Here is a 14,397-nt window from a genome sequence, read left to right as displayed (position 1 = left end):
GCATTGTTCAATCACTCCAGCATCACGAAACAATGACAACCGCAAGACGGCGGGGATGTGGTCTGCACCACATCCCCGCCGTCCTGCGGTCTGACGCCGCTCTGCCTCAGAGCGAGCCGAAGCCCACCCGGGACTTCGCGGCCTCGCCGATCTCGACGTAGCCGAGACGGTCGCCCGGCACGACCACGGTCCGTCCGTGGTCGTCCTGGAGCGTCAGCAGGGAGCCGTCGCGGACGGCCGTGGCGACGGCCTCGGACACCTGCTCGGGGGACTGTGCGGACTCGAAGGTGATCTCGCGGGCGACGTTCTGGACGCCGATCTTGACCTCCACGGAGGGTCCTTTCGTTGTGGTCGGTGCCGGCGGGCGGGCCGGACGCTCTCGTCCGTGACCAACCGCCGGGCGGGTCGGGGTGTTCCCGGTCAGGCGGTGGCGGCCTCGCCGGGGGCGTCCGCCTTGGGGAAGCCGCCGATCCCCCGCCACGAGAGCGTGTCCACCAGTCGGCTGGCCTCGGTCCGGGTCACGCCCGTCTCGGAGCTGCTGGTGACCCAGTGGCGGGCGGAGTTCTGCGCGGCGCCGGCCAGCGCCATCCCCAGGATCAGCGCGTGCTCGCGGGACAGCGCGGCGTCCCCGCTGATCACGTCGGCGATCGCCTCGGCGCACTCGGTCTCGACCCGGTCCAGGCGCTCGCGGACCGCCGGCTCGCCCGTCAGGTCGGACTGGAACACGAGCCGGAACGGCGCGCCGTCCCGGTCGAAGAACTCGAAGTAGGCCGCGATGGTGGCGGCGACGCGGGCCCGGTTGTCGTCCGTCGACCCCAGCGCCTCGCGGACCAGGTCGACGATCGCGGTGCAGTGCTGGTCCAGCAGGGCGAGGTAGAGGTCCTTCTTGCTGGGGAAGTGCTGGTAGAGAACGGGCTTGGAGACGCCGGCCCGCTCGGCGATCGCGTCCATGGCGGCGGAGTGGTAGCCCGACTCGACGAAGATGTCCTGGGCGGCCTCCAGCAGCTGGGCCCGGCGCTCCGACCGTGGCAGGCGCCCGGGGCGGGCGGCTTCGGTGGAGACGTGGTCCGGTGCGGTGGTCATCGGGGTCCTTTCAGCCGGGGCCCGAGGCGCCTGGCCACGGGTCCGGCCATGCTACTCGGACGGCTCCACGCCTGCCGCCTCGCACCCGGTGCGGGGTATCGTCGCCGCATGGCACGACCACCGCTCGTCGACGTCGGGCCCGAGCTGTCCACCTCGCAGGTCGAGCGCTACTCGCGCCACCTGCTGCTGCCGGAGGTGGGCCGCGAGGGGCAGCGGCGCCTCGCCAACGCCCGCGTCCTGGTCGTGGGAGCCGGGGGGCTGGGGTCCCCGGCCCTCCTCTACCTCGCGGCCGCGGGCGTCGGCACCCTGGGGGTGGTGGACGCCGACGTCGTCGAGGAGTCCAACCTCCAGCGCCAGATCATCCACGGCCAGTCCGACATCGGCCGGTCCAAGGTCCGGTCGGCGGCCGAGAGCGTGCGCGAGGTCAACCCGCACGTCCAGGTGATCGAGCACGAGCTTCGCCTCGACTCGAGCAACGCCCTTGAGCTCCTTCGCGGCTACGACCTCGTGGTGGACGGCGCCGACAACTTCGCCACCCGCTACCTCGTCGACGACGCCTGCGCCCTGGTCGGCATACCGCACGTCTGGGGCTCGATCTTCCGCTTCCAGGGCCAGGTGAGCGTCTGGTGGGCGGGGGAGGGACCCTGCTACCGGTGCGTCTTCCCCACCCCGCCGCCGCCCGGCTCCGTCCCCTCGTGCGCCGAGGGCGGTGTGCTCGGTGTCCTGTGCGCCGCCGTCGCAGCCGTGCAGGCGGCCGAGGCGATCAAGCTCGTCGTGGGGATGGGCGACCCGGTCGTCGGCCGGCTCCTGCTGCACGACGCCCTGTCCCAGCGGTGGGACACGCTGCAGGTCGAGCGCAACCCCGACTGCCCGCTCTGCGGCGACCACCCGACCATCACCGAGCTCATCGACTACGAGCAGTTCTGCGGACTGCCCGCCACCCAGGAGGACGACGTGCACGCCATGCTCCCGACCGTGACCGCCCCCGAGCTCGCGCAGATGCTGCGCGAGCGCCCCGACAGCTTCCGCCTGGTCGACGTCCGGGGCGAGGACGAGCGGTCGATCGTCTCCATCCCCGGCGCGGAGCCCGTCCCGCTCGAGGAGTTCGTCTCCGGCCGGGCGGCAGCGCGGTTCGAGGAGGGCGAGGAGGTCGTCATCCACTGCAAGGTCGGCGGCCGGTCCGCGACCGCGCTGCAGGCCCTGATCGCCGGCGGCCACACCAACGCCCGTCACCTCGAGGGCGGGGTGCTGGCGTGGGTCCGCGACGTCGACCCGTCGCTCCCCACCTACTGACGGCGTGGCCGCGGACGCGGTGATCGGGGACTACGCCGAGGACGTGCTCGAGGTGGTCGACCAGATCCCGCCCGGACGCGCCCTCGCCTACGGCGACGTCGCGCAGCTCCTCGGACGTGGCGGGCCCCGGCAGGTCGGGTCGGTGATGAGCCGGTATGCCGGGGGCTCTCCCTGGTGGCGCGTCGTCCGGGCCGACGGTTCCCTCCCCGAGCAGCTCACGGCCCGGGCTCGCGAGCAGTGGCGAGCCGAGTCGATGCCGCTCGTCGGCGGTCTGGTCACCGGCACGCGCATCGACCTGCCCCTGGCCCGGTGGGACGCCGAGGGTGCGTGGATCCCCGGGGACGAGCCCACGTCTGGGGCCTGATCGCCCGGGCTCCGCCCCCCGCCCCAGCACCGACATGCCGATCCGTCCCGTCCCCCCGGGCTGTCGCGCGGGGGTGTGTCAGTGGTGTCTGGTGTGATCGAGGCATGGTCCAGCTCCGGCGCACGCCGACCCCGCTCCTCGCCGAGGCGCCCGTCCTCGACGAGCGCCAGCGGGCCGTGCTCGCCTCGACCGCCTCGCTCCTCCAGGTGGTCGGCGCACCGGGTTCCGGCAAGTCCACGCTGGCCGTCGAGCTGGTCGTCGACCGCGTGCGGCGCGGCCTCGTCGAGGCCGACCGGGCCCTGCTGCTCACCTCCTCGCGCGTCGCGGCTGCCGGGCTGCGGGACCGCATCACCAGCCGCCTGGGCGGCACCACCACGACGCCGCTGGCGCGCACGCACCAGTCGCTGGGGTTCGGCGTCCTGCGCTCCGAGGCGGCGCTGGTGGGGGACCCGTCTCCGCGGCTGCTGTCCGGGGCCGAGCAGGACGCCATCCTCAAGGAGCTCCTCGACGGCCACGCCCTCGGCGTGGTGCGGGGCCCGGAGTGGCCGGAGTCCGTGCGAGAGGCGTTGGGCACCAGGGGCTTTCGCGCCGAGCTGCGTGACCTGCTGATGCGGGCCGTCGAGCGGGGGCTGGTCCCGGAGGATCTCGTCGTCCTCGCCGACTGGCACGGGCGCCCCGAGTGGCGCGCCGCCGCGGCGGTGCTGGAGGAGTACGACCAGGTCACCGCCTTCTCCCGCCCCGGCGCTTATGACCCGGCCTGGGTGCTGTCCGCCGCTGCCGACCGGCTCGAGGAGTCGGCGGAGGCGCTGGACCGCGTGCGGAGCCGCATCGGGCTGATCGTCGTCGACGACGCCCAGGAGCTGACCTGGTCGGCGGCGCGGTTGCTCTCGGTCGTGCGCGCGCCCTCCACGCCGCTGGTGCTCGTGGGCGACCCGGACACCGCGGTCCAGACCTTCCGCGGGGCAGACCCCCGGGTCTTCGCCTCCGACTGGGAGCGGTGGTTCGGGGGTGACGACCTGCTCAGCCTGGGCGAGACGCACGTCCTCGGGTGCTCCCACCGCCAGGGGCGCGTGCTCGCCGCCGTCACCGCCCGCGTCTCGCGTCAGGTCGGCGCTGTCGGAGTCACTGCTCACAGGCAGGCGGGGACGGAGGCGCCGGTCGGCGAGGCCGGGCACCCCGTCGTCGGGCCGGGCGCGGGGCACGACGCGGGCGTGGCGGACCGTGAGGTCGAGGACCACGCAGCAGCCACGACCCATCAGACCGACCCCGGGGCGGCGCAGGCGGGGTCGGAGGGCACCGTCGAGACGGTGCTGCTCCGCAGCGCCGCGCAGGAGGCCGCGCACGTGAGCGGCGTGCTCCGCCGGGCCCACCTCGTCGACGGGGTGCCGTGGTCCCAGATGGCCGTGGTGTGTCGAGGCCGGTCCCGGCTCGCCGCGCTCCGTCAATCCCTGGCGGCCGCCGGCGTGCCGGTCCCCACCGCGATGACCGACCTGCCGGTCCGGGAGGAGCCCGCAGCCCGGGCCCTGCTCACCCTGCTCGAGGTCGTCGTCCGCGTCGCGCGGGGCCAGGAGCGTCCCCTGGAGCCCGACGTCGCCGTCGACCTGCTCCTCTCACCGCTCGGCGGCAGCGACCCGGTCGCCGTGCGGCGGCTGCGCCGTGCCCTGCGGCGGCGCGAGCAGGCCGCGGGCGGCCACCGGGCCCCCGACCAGCTCCTCGTGGCCGCGCTCCTGCGCCCGTCCGACCCGTCCGACCCGTCCGCGCTCGACGACGACGCGCTCCCCACCGTGGACACCCAACCGGTCCGGCGCCTCGGTCGCGCGATCGCGAGGGCTGCCGGGGCGGCCCGGCTCACCCCTGAGGGTCGGTGGTCGGCCGAGACAACCGCCGAGTCCATCCTGTGGCAGCTGTGGTCCGCGCTGGGCGTCGCCGACGACTGGAGGGGGGCCGCCCTGTCGTCCGGGCCGATGTCCGTGCGCTTCGACCGGCACCTTGACGCCGTCGTCGCGTTGTTCGGGGCAGCCGGTGCCTTCGCCGAGCGACTGCCCGGTGCCGGCCCGGAGGCCTTCCTCGAGCAGGTCCTCGGTCAGGAGGTCGCGGCGGACTCGCTCGTCGCCCAGGCCCCCACGACCGACGTCGTCCAGGTGCTCACCCCTCAGGGTGCGGCCGGGGGCGAGTGGGACCTGGTGGTCGTCGCCGGGGTGCAGGAGGGAGTCTGGCCGGACCTGCGGCTGCGCGGGTCCCTGCTCGGGTCCGAGCACCTGGTCGACCTGCTGGCAGGGCGCGGTCACGGACCGCGCGAGGCGCTCGCGGCGGTCCGCTCCGACGAGGCTCGACTGCTGCTGACCGCCGTGAGCCGGGCCCGTCGTCGCCTGGTGGTCACGGCGGTGTCCTCCGAGGACGAGCAGCCCTCGTCCTACCTCGACGTCATCGACCCTCCCGAGGGCGACGGGCGCAGCGTGCTCGAGGTGCCCCGACCGATGACCCTCACCGGCGTGGTGGCCGAGCTGCGCCGCCGCGTCCTCTCCGACGACGCGGCACACCGGGAGCAGGCAGCAGCCCGGCTCGGGGCGCTGGCCGATGCCGGGGTTCCTGGCGCCGATCCCGGCAGCTGGTGGGCCCTGCGCCGTGAGACGGATGCGCGGCCGCTCTATCCCGACGACCTGCCGGTGCCGGTGTCGCCGTCCCGCATCGAGAGCTTCGGGAGGTGCCGGCTCATGTGGGTGCTCCGGAGCCATGGGGGCGAGGGGGGCGATCGGGGAGCCGCCGACCTCGGCACCCTGGTGCACGAGATCGCCGCCGACCCCGACGTCGACCTGACCGACGCCACCACCCTGCGGCGCGAGCTCGACCGGCGCTGGCCCGAGCTCGGGCTGCCCGACAGCTGGCGGGGCCGGCACGACCACGACCGGGCGGGTCGCATGGTCGACAAGCTGGCCGACTACGCCCGCACCATCCGGGACGAGGGGTGGGAGCTCGTCGCGGTCGAGCAGGAGGCCCGCGTCGAGATCGGGCGCGCCCTGCTGACGGGCCGCGTCGACCGCCTCGAGCGTGCCCCGGACGGTCGCCTCCGGGTCGTCGACATCAAGACGGGCAAGAGCGCCCCCACGCAGGCCGAGCTCGCCGACCACGCGCAGCTGGCGGCCTACCAGGCCGCCGTCGAGGCCGGTGCCTTCCCCTCGGGCACCGGGTCCGCGGGTGCGGCCCTGCTGCAGCTCGGCGGCGACCGACGTGCCCCCCGCGTCCAACCGCAGGCGCCGGCCGTCGAGGCCGACGACCCGGGGTGGGCGCGCGAGCTCGTCGAGTCGACCGCCGAGGGGATGGCCGGCGACAGCTTCCCCGCCACGCCGGGTGACCACTGCTCCTACTGCCCGGTCCGCAGGTCCTGCCCGGCGCAGCCCGAGGGGAGGACCCTGTGACGCTGATCGGTGCTCTCGACATCGCCCAGGCCCTGGGCCAGCCTCCGCCGACGGCCGAGCAGCAGGCCGTCATCGAGGCTCCTCGGGAGCCGCTGCTGGTCGTGGCCGGGGCAGGCTCGGGCAAGACCGAGACCATGTCGGCCAGGGTCGTGTGGCTCGTCGCCAACGGTCTGGTCCAGCCGCAGGAGGTGCTCGGCCTCACCTTCACCCGCAAGGCTGCCGGTGAGCTGGCCGAGCGCATCGGACGCCGGCTGCGGCAGCTGGAGGCCGCCGGGCTGTGGCGTGACGGCTCACCCGACGACGGCCTCGACCTCACGCCCACGGTCTCCACCTACCACGCGTACGCCGGCCGGCTCGTGTCCGAGCACGGCCTACGGCTCGGCAACGAGCCCGGGGCCCGGCTGCTGTCCGAGGCGTCCTGCTGGCAGCTCGCGCAGGAGGTCGTCGAGGCCTATCCGGGGCCGTTGGACACCGTCAGCAGCGCCGCCGGCCGGGCGGTCCCGGCCGTGTCCACGGTCGTCGAGGCGGTCCTGTCGCTCTCCGGCCAGCTCGCGGAGCACCTCGGCACCCCCGAGGACCTTGGCGACCACCTGCGCAGACTCCTGGCGGCCTGGGACGCTCTCCCCGACGGAGAGGGACGCAAGACGCCGCTCAAGCCGGTGCTGGAGGCCATCGGGGTCCTGCGTCAGCGGCAGGCCCTGGTCCCGCTGATCCTGGACTACCAGCGCGTCAAGCGGGCGCGGGAGAGCCTGGACTTCGCCGACCAGATGTCCGTGGCAGCCCGCATCGCGAGCGCCTTCCCCGACGTCGGTCGGGGGGAGCGGCAGCGATTCCGTGCCGTCCTCCTCGACGAGTTCCAGGACACCAGCGAGGCGCAGCTGGTGCTGCTGCGCCGGCTCTACGCCGAGGCGGACGAGACGGTTCCGGTCATGGCGGTGGGGGACCCGCACCAGTCGATCTACGGCTGGCGGGGCGCCAGCTCCACCACGTTGACGTCCTTCCCCCAGCAGTTCCCCGGACCCGCTGGGCCCGCCCGCACGTTGCCGCTGTCCACCTCCTGGCGCAACGACGGCGCCATCCTCGCTGCGGCCAACGTCATCGCCGCGCCCCTCACCGCCGCCTGCCCGGTGGAGGTGGCGGTCCTCGAGCCGCGCCCCGGGGCCGGCCCCGGTCAGGTGGAGGCGGCCCGCCTCGACACCCTGGAGGCCGAGGCCGCGCACATCGCCGACTGGCTGAGCGAGCGGCTGGCGGCGCAGCCTGATCCCAGCGAGACCGGCACGACCGTCGGCCTGAACGGCGACCCGCGCCCGACGGCCGCCGTGCTGTGCCGCAAGCGGAGCCAGTTCACCCTGCTCGCGGAGACCCTCACCGCCGCCGGCCTGCCCGTCGAGGTCGTTGGCCTGGGCGGGCTCCTCAGCATGCCCGAGGTCGTCGACCTCGTGTCCTTCCTGCACGTCGTGGACGACCCCTCCCGCGGTGACCACCTGATGCGTCTCCTCACGGGGCCGCTGGTGCGCCTCGGCCCGGCCGACCTCGCAGGCCTGCACGCCTGGACACGGTCGCTAGGTCGAGGGGGCGAGGTGGGGGAGCCGGAGCAGGTGGGCCTCGTCGAGGCGCTGGACCGGCTACCCCCGACGGGATGGCACGACGCCCACGGCCGCGCCCTGGGCGACACCGGCCGATCGCGGCTCGTCGACCTGCGGCGCAGGGTCCGGCGGGTGCGCGAGGTCCTGAGCGCCACCGTGCCCGAGGTCGTCGGCGAGGCCGAGCGGGTGCTGGGGCTGGACCTCGAGCTCATGGCGCGACCGGGGCGTTCGGTCGCCGATGCCCGGGTCCACCTCGAGGCCTTCGCCGACGTCGTTGCCGCCTACGCCTCGTCGTCCGAGCGGCCCACGCTGGGCGGTCTGCTGACCTGGCTGGACGTCGCCGAGGCTCGCGAGAGAGGCCTCGCCGCCGGTCAGACCGCGCCCACCCCGGGAGCCGTGCAGCTGCTGACGGTCCACGCCTCCAAAGGGCTGGAGTGGGACCTCGTGGTCGTCCCCGGGCTCGAGGAGGGCACCTTCCCGGCCCACGACGCCCGGGTCGCCGCCCGGGACGACGGTGGGTGGCGGGTGCCGCCGCCCAAGGACAAGGCCTGGTTGAGCGGGCTCGACAGCCTCCCCTTCGGCCTGCGGGGCGACCGGTCCGGCCTGCCGCACCTCGACTGGGCGACCTGCCCGGACCGTCAGGAGCTGGCGAGCCGGATCGAAACCTTCGTGCTGGCGTGCGGGCAGCACGCCGTCGTCGAGGAGCGACGACTGGCCTACGTCGCCGTCACCCGGGCCCGCCACGAGCTGCTGCTGACCGCCCCCGTCTGGGCCACTCAGCGCAGCCCGCGGGTCACGTCCCGCCTGCTGGACGAGGTTCGCGAGGCGGGGATCGCCCGCACGACAGCCTGGGCCGAGATGCCGGACTCCCGCGACGACGACCTCGCCAACCCGCGGCTGGCGGATCAGCTCACCCTGCCGTGGCCGTTGCGCGACGCCCCTGACCCAGCTCTCACCCGGGCCGCCGACGCGGTCCAGGCGGCTTGCGGATCCACGGCGCCCACGTCCGAGGTGGCGCCCACGCCCGAGGTGGAGCCCACGCCTGCGGCGGCGGTCACGCCTGCGGACGAGTGGCGGCACCTGGACCGTGAGATCGCCGTCCTCGTCGCTGAGCGAGATGCGGCCCAGCAGCGCTCCGAGGTGCTGGTGTCTCTACCGCCCCACCTGTCGACGTCGTCGCTCGTGGCCCTCGCCGACGACCCTGACGAGTTCGCCGTGGGGCTGCGTCGCCCGATGCCGGCTGCCCCGGCCACAGCGGCCCGGCGGGGCACGGCCTTCCACGCCTGGGTCGAGCAGCACTACGCCCAGGCGGCCATCATCGACCTGGACGAGCTCCCCGGCAGCGCGGACGAGTCCGCTGCCGACGAGGGGGACCTCGACCTGATGAAGGCACACTTCCTCGAGAGCGAGTGGGCGGCGCTCTCCCCGGTGGCCATCGAGCTGGCGGTGGAGTCCACCGTGGCGGGCGCGAGGCTGCGCGGGCGCATCGACGCCGTCTTCCCCCGACCGGACGGGGGGTTCACGGTGGTGGATTGGAAGACGGGCGCGCCGCCGACCGGTCGACGAGCCGAGGTGCGCCGGCTCCAGCTGGCTGTCTACCGGGTCGCCTACGCCCGGTTGCAGCAGGTCGACCCCGCGCTCGTCGACGGCGCCTTCTACTACGCCGCCACCGGCCAGACCGTGCGACCGGACCTCCCCGACGAGCAGGCCCTGGCGACGCTCGTGGCCGACCTCACGGCTGGTCAGTCGCCCCGCTGACCGCCCAGCCCGTCAGCGGGAGTGATCGCCGGGCCGCAGGTGGGTGGTCGTGTGTCGGGTGGTGTCCACGACGTACTCGTCCTCCTGGACGGTGTCGTCCGGCGTCGCCTTCACCACCGGCACAGCGTCGGCTGCCCCGTCGCGGTCCCCCTCGCCCGAGGCGGCCGGCGCGTCGTCGTGGTTCTCGAGCTGGTCCCGCCGCTGGTGCAGACCCCGGATCCCTGTGGCACCGTCGTCCGCAGAGGTGTCGCCCTCGGTTCGGCGGCCCGGCCGCGACTCGCCCGGCTCGGCGACCGGGACCATCCGCGTGACCTCGGTGGGTGCGTCGCCAGAGCCCGTTCGCACCGTCTCGTCGGCTCCGTCTGCCAGGTCGGTGCGGACGTCCCGCAGCACCACCGGCTGGGTAGGTGCGCCCTCCTCGTCCAACGACGGTGCCGGACGAGCCGCGGGTCGGTGCTCGGGCCGGCCGGCCGGCGCCCGGCCGGTGACGGCGTCATGACGGTCGTCAGACAGGTGGGGGGTGTCGTCGAGGTCGGCGTCCATCGTCTCGGGGGCACCGATGGGTCCGGGCAGGGTCACGGCCGGCACGTGCGCGACCAGGTCGTCCCCGGCCACCTCGTCGTCCAGCCGCTGGAGCGCCGACTGCGCCTCCCTGCGGGCCAGGTCGTCCTGCGCGGCCTCGGCGTGGACGAGCTCGCGCACCAGTCGCAGCTCGCCCGCCAGCCTGGCGCGCATCTCCAGCGCGCGGTCCGGGCGCTCGTGCCGGGTGCCGGCGTACGCCTCCAGCACGGTGTCGAACGCTTCTGGGGTCGCCTGGGACCACAGCACGGCGAAGTCGTCGGCCGGATCGGCCACCCGAGCCTGGTCCCAGCCGGTGATCGCCACGATGCGGCCGCTCGCGGCGTCCCCGTCGTCCTCGAAGTCGGCCAGGAGGAGCTCGCCGGACATCCGACCGTGGATGGTCGCTGGGGCGAAGCGCCAGTGAGCGACGTTCTCCAGGGCGCGCTCCCACCTGCTCAGCAGCCTCGCCGGGACGTGCCCGGTGCTCGCCGCCCGGTCGAGCTCGGCCAGGTGACGCGTGCGATAGGTCTCGGCGTCGTAGACCGGGACGCCGGCCTCGTCGTAGAGACGGGGGTCCAGGTTGTGGATCTCGCCCAGCGCGCGACCGAGGGCGGCCGCCAGGCCGGGCCCGGCGGGGAGTCTCGAGAAGTCGAGGTTGCGCCCCCGCACCTGCGCGTAGACCATCGCCCGACCCGAGTCGCGCAGGGCGACGCTGCCGGCCTCCTGGGGGACCTCGAACGCCAGCCGCTTGTCGAGGTGGGGGAGCAGCATCGCGGCCGACTCCATCTGGGCGGCGTCGGCCGCGGACCGCGGCACGCGGATCGTCCAGGTGCGCTGCTGCGAGTCGTGGACGCGGGCGACGTCGCACCGGTCGTCCTCCCCGTGCACGGGCTCCACCGACACCGGGTCCAGGCCCTTGACGGCGGCGCTGGCCAGGGCGGCGAGGTGCAACGGGGAGCGGATGGCGACGGTCACGCGCCCCACGGTAGGCGAGCCCCGGCGTCTAGGCTGTCAGGCGTGACCGGAGCGCCGCGAATCCTGCCCGAACTGGCCCTGTCCCGCTCCGCGCTGGACCGTTCAGGCTGGTTGCGCGGCGACGCGGGACTCGTGCCACGGCTGCTCGACGACGAGGGCACCCAGGTCGTGGTGTCCCGTGGGGACCTGCTCCAGGCTCGCGCCGACGGGTCCGCCCTCGTGCTCCACCGCCCGGTCGAGGTCCGGGTGACCGCCGAGGACCTGGTGGTCTACCTGGGGGCCGACGAGGGTGGCGGTCAGTACCTGGGCGTGGCCCGGGACCCGATGCCAGACGCGTCCGGGCCCGGCGACCCCGCGCGGGACGGCGCCGCCGACGAGCCCTCTCGCTGGCTGGGGCTGCGCTCGCTCGGCCTCACGCTCGATCCGCTCGACGTCGCCCTGGCGTCGACGCTGGCCGGTATCTCGAACTGGCACCGCGCGCACCGCTTCTGCTCCCGGTGCGGCCTCCCCACGGCCGTCAACAGCTCCGGCTGGGTGCGGCGCTGCCCGGAGGGCCACGAGTCCTATCCCGTCACCTCGCCCGCCGTGATCATGGCCGTGGTCGACCGGCAGGACCGTCTGCTGCTGGCGCGCAACGCATCCTGGCCGGAGGGGCGCCTGTCCGTGCTCGCCGGGTTCGTCGAGCCGGGGGAGTCCCTCGAGGTGGCGGTGGCCCGCGAGGTCAAGGAGGAGGTCGGGCTGGAGGTCGAGGCGGTCGAGTATGCCGGGAACCAGCCCTGGCCCTTCCCGGCATCCTTGATGCTGGCGTTCACCGCCCGCGCCCGCGACGGCCAGCTGCGGTTCGCCGACGACGAGATCGCCGAGGCCCGGTGGTACTCCCGCGACGAGCTGCGGGCCGACATCCGGGCCGGCGCCGTGCTGTCCGGCGGCACCCCGATCTCGGTGGCCTACCACCTCGTCGAGCGCTGGCTGGGCGAGCCCATCGCCGCGCTCCAGGATGGTCCTCCCGTCCCCTGGTGAGCCACGGCGGGTGGGCCGGCGCCGCGTCGAGGTATGTCGGTGGCATCTGGGAGACTTCGGGCGATGGCTGCGACCCCTGACGACATACTGACCGCCCTCGATCCTGAGCAGCGGGCGGTCGCCGAGCGACCCCTCGGGCCCATGTGCGTGCTGGCAGGTGCGGGCACCGGCAAGACCCGCGCGATCACGCACCGCATCGCCTACGGCGTGCGGTCCGGCGTCTACGTCCCCCAGCGCGTGCTCGCCGTCACCTTCACCGCCCGCGCGGCCGGCGAGATGCGCACCCGGCTGCGCGACCTCGGGGCCGGAGGGGTCCAGGCCCGCACCTTCCACGCCGCGGCGCTGCGCCAGCTCCACTACTTCTGGCCCCGGGCGATCGGCGGTGCGGCGCCCGAGGTGATGCCGCACAAGGCGGGGGCCGTCGCGGAGGCGGGGGCCAGGCTGCACCTGCAGCTCGACCGCCCTGCCATCCGGGACCTCGCGGCCGAGGTGGAGTGGGCCAAGGTCAGCCTGCTGACGCCCGAGACCTATCCCGCCGCGGCACGGCACGCCCGCCGGGACCCCGCAGGGCTGGACGCGACGGCGATGGCACGCCTGCTGCAGGCCTACGAGGAGGTCAAGGGCGAGCGCGGGGTCATCGACTTCGAGGACGTCCTGCTGATCATGGCCGGCATCCTCGACGAGCACCCGGCCGTGGCCCGCGAGGTGCGCGGGCAGTACCGCCACTTCGTCGTGGACGAGTACCAGGACGTCAACGCCCTGCAGCAGCGGCTGCTCGACCTGTGGGTCGGCGACCGCCAGGACGTGTGCGTGGTCGGCGACGCGGCCCAGACCATCTACTCCTTCACCGGCGCCTCGCCCGCGCACCTGCTGGGCTTCTCGGCGCGCTACCCGGACGCGGCCGTCGTCAAGCTCGTCCGCAACTACCGGTCCACGCCCCAGGTGGTCGGGCTCACCAACGTGATGCTGCGCGCCCAGGGCCAGGCGAGCCGCACGGGCGCGGGCCGAGCGCTCGTGCAGCTCCAGGCGCAGGGCGAGGACGGTCCCCAGCCCCGGCTGACGGCCTACGACGACGACCAGGCCGAGGCGCGCGGTGTCGCGGCCGAGATCAGGCGTCGCATCGACGCGGGCACCCCACCCGCCGAGATCGCCATCCTGTTCCGCACCAACTCCCAGAGCGAGGCGCTGGAGTCCGCGCTCGCGGACGCCGACGTCCCCTACCTCGTCCGCGGAGGGGAGCGGTTCTTCTCACGGCGCGAGGTCCGCGACGCGCTGCTGCTGCTGCGGGGGCAGGCGCGCGCCGACGACGGCACGGTGCCGCTCGGGCGACTGACCAGGGACGTCCTCGGTGGTGTCGGCTGGTCGGAGCAACCACCGGCCTCGGGCGGCGCCACCCGCGAGCGCTGGGAGTCCCTCCAGGCGCTGGTGGCCCTCGCCGACGACCTCGTGGCCTCGCAGCCGGACGCACGTCTGCCGGAGCTCGTCGCCGACCTCACGGAGCGTGCCGCGGCCCAGCACGCCCCCACGGTGCAGGGCGTCACGCTCGCGTCCTTCCACAGCGCCAAGGGCCTGGAGTGGGACGTCGTGCACCTCGTGGGCTGCAGCGACGGCCTCCTGCCGATCTCGATGGCCGAGGGGTGGGAGGCCATCGAGGAGGAGCGCCGTCTGCTCTACGTCGGCCTGACCCGTGCCCGTCGCGAGCTCGCCCTGTCCTGGGCGGCGTCCCGCAACGTGGGCGGACGGGCCTCCCGTCGCCCCAGCCGGTTCCTCGACGATGCCGCGTCGGTCCTGGGAGAGGGCGCCAGGTCCGCGCCCCGCAAGGCCGCCGGCGCCACCGGCCGCCAGCGCAAGCCGTCGATCGCCAAGCCGGCGTTCTGCCGCACGTGCGGGGCGGAGCTGAGCTCGGCCGCCGAGCGCAAGACCGGGCGTTGTGGGGACTGCCCGCCCACCTACGACGAGGCCACCTTCGAGGCGCTCCGCACCTGGCGCAAGGCCACCGCGGCCGCTGCCGGCGTGCCCGCCTATGTCGTGTTCACCGACGCGACCCTGACGGCCATCGCCGAGCAGGTGCCGTCCGACGTCGCTGCCCTGGCCACCGTCTCCGGGGTGGGGGCCCGCAAGCTGGGGCTCTACGGCGAGTCCGTGCTGGCCATTCTCGGTGGCGCCGACGTCGACGAGATCCTTTCCGCTGCAAAGGAATCCGCGGGCAAAGAAGGCTGATCGGGTCCCGCCTGGCGGATCAGGTCGATAAAGGCATTGCCCCCTCTCGCGGGCGGAGGCTACAGTCCAAGGTGTCCTGTCACGAGCGCTGCTCGTGACGCACGTCCCGGCACCGAGGTGC

General features: G+C 74.6%; 9 protein-coding genes. 6 read left to right on the top strand and 3 right to left on the bottom strand.

Going from position 1 to position 14,397, the window contains the following annotated elements:
* Positions 1–106: 106 nt before the first annotated feature.
* Positions 107–331, bottom strand: a complete 225-nt coding sequence (locus B4K29_RS03035) for a DUF3107 domain-containing protein (RefSeq protein ID WP_029210379.1) — start codon at positions 329–331, stop codon at positions 107–109.
* A gap of 89 nt (positions 332–420) precedes the next feature.
* Complete coding sequence (locus tag B4K29_RS03030; RefSeq protein ID WP_019286152.1) at positions 421–1,083, bottom strand: TetR/AcrR family transcriptional regulator; 663 nt, start codon at positions 1,081–1,083, stop codon at positions 421–423.
* A 108-nt stretch (positions 1,084–1,191) separates the two neighbouring features.
* Here B4K29_RS03030 and moeB point away from each other — a divergent pair, with 108 nt between their 5' ends.
* The 4 genes from moeB (at position 1,192) to B4K29_RS03010 (ending at position 9,500) form a co-directional block, all read left to right on the top strand.
* Positions 1,192–2,376, top strand: a complete 1,185-nt coding sequence (moeB, locus tag B4K29_RS03025) for a molybdopterin-synthase adenylyltransferase MoeB (protein WP_286955767.1) — start codon at positions 1,192–1,194, stop codon at positions 2,374–2,376.
* Positions 2,377–2,380: 4 nt separating this feature from the next.
* Complete coding sequence (locus B4K29_RS03020) at positions 2,381–2,740, top strand: MGMT family protein (RefSeq protein ID WP_029210381.1); 360 nt, start codon at positions 2,381–2,383, stop codon at positions 2,738–2,740.
* Positions 2,741–2,844: 104 nt separating this feature from the next.
* Complete coding sequence (locus B4K29_RS03015) at positions 2,845–6,156, top strand: ATP-dependent helicase (RefSeq protein ID WP_286955768.1); 3,312 nt, start codon at positions 2,845–2,847, stop codon at positions 6,154–6,156.
* A complete protein-coding gene (locus B4K29_RS03010) occupies positions 6,153–9,500 on the top strand; it encodes an ATP-dependent DNA helicase (protein ID WP_286955769.1) in 3,348 nt (1,115 codons plus the stop codon). The genes B4K29_RS03015 and B4K29_RS03010 overlap by 4 nt, the downstream gene beginning before the upstream one ends.
* Positions 9,501–9,512: 12 nt before the next feature.
* Here the strand turns inward: B4K29_RS03010 and B4K29_RS03005 are convergent, their stop codons facing one another.
* The gene (locus B4K29_RS03005; RefSeq protein ID WP_286966355.1) at positions 9,513–11,036 is read right to left on the bottom strand and encodes a phosphotransferase; all 1,524 of its coding nucleotides are present in this window, start codon (positions 11,034–11,036) and stop codon (positions 9,513–9,515) included.
* Positions 11,037–11,078: 42 nt separating this feature from the next.
* On the opposite strand from B4K29_RS03005, the gene nudC reads away from it, so the two are divergent.
* A complete protein-coding gene (gene nudC / locus B4K29_RS03000; protein WP_019286147.1) occupies positions 11,079–12,056 on the top strand; it encodes an NAD(+) diphosphatase in 978 nt (325 codons plus the stop codon).
* A gap of 63 nt (positions 12,057–12,119) precedes the next feature.
* Complete coding sequence (locus B4K29_RS02995) at positions 12,120–14,276, top strand: ATP-dependent DNA helicase UvrD2 (protein ID WP_286966353.1); 2,157 nt, start codon at positions 12,120–12,122, stop codon at positions 14,274–14,276.
* Positions 14,277–14,397 lie beyond the last annotated feature (121 nt).

This window comes from Arsenicicoccus sp. UBA6765, from assembly GCF_002453335.1.
In the GTDB taxonomy this organism is placed as follows: domain Bacteria; phylum Actinomycetota; class Actinomycetes; order Actinomycetales; family Dermatophilaceae; genus Arsenicicoccus; species Arsenicicoccus bolidensis.
Note: the sequence above shows the minus strand (reverse complement) of the source record. Positions and strands in the feature narration are given on the sequence as shown.

What these genes read in the sequence shown, in the direction of transcription:
- B4K29_RS02995 (WP_286966353.1), top strand. Translation starts at nt 12,120, where the DNA reads ATGGCTGCGACCCCTGACGACATACTGACCGCCCTCGATCCTGAGCAG.
- B4K29_RS03015 (WP_286955768.1), top strand. Translation starts at nt 2,845, where the DNA reads ATGGTCCAGCTCCGGCGCACGCCGACCCCGCTCCTCGCCGAGGCGCCC.
- moeB (WP_286955767.1), top strand. Translation starts at nt 1,192, where the DNA reads ATGGCACGACCACCGCTCGTCGACGTCGGGCCCGAGCTGTCCACCTCG.
- B4K29_RS03030 (WP_019286152.1), bottom strand. Translation starts at nt 1,083, where the DNA reads ATGACCACCGCACCGGACCACGTCTCCACCGAAGCCGCCCGCCCCGGG.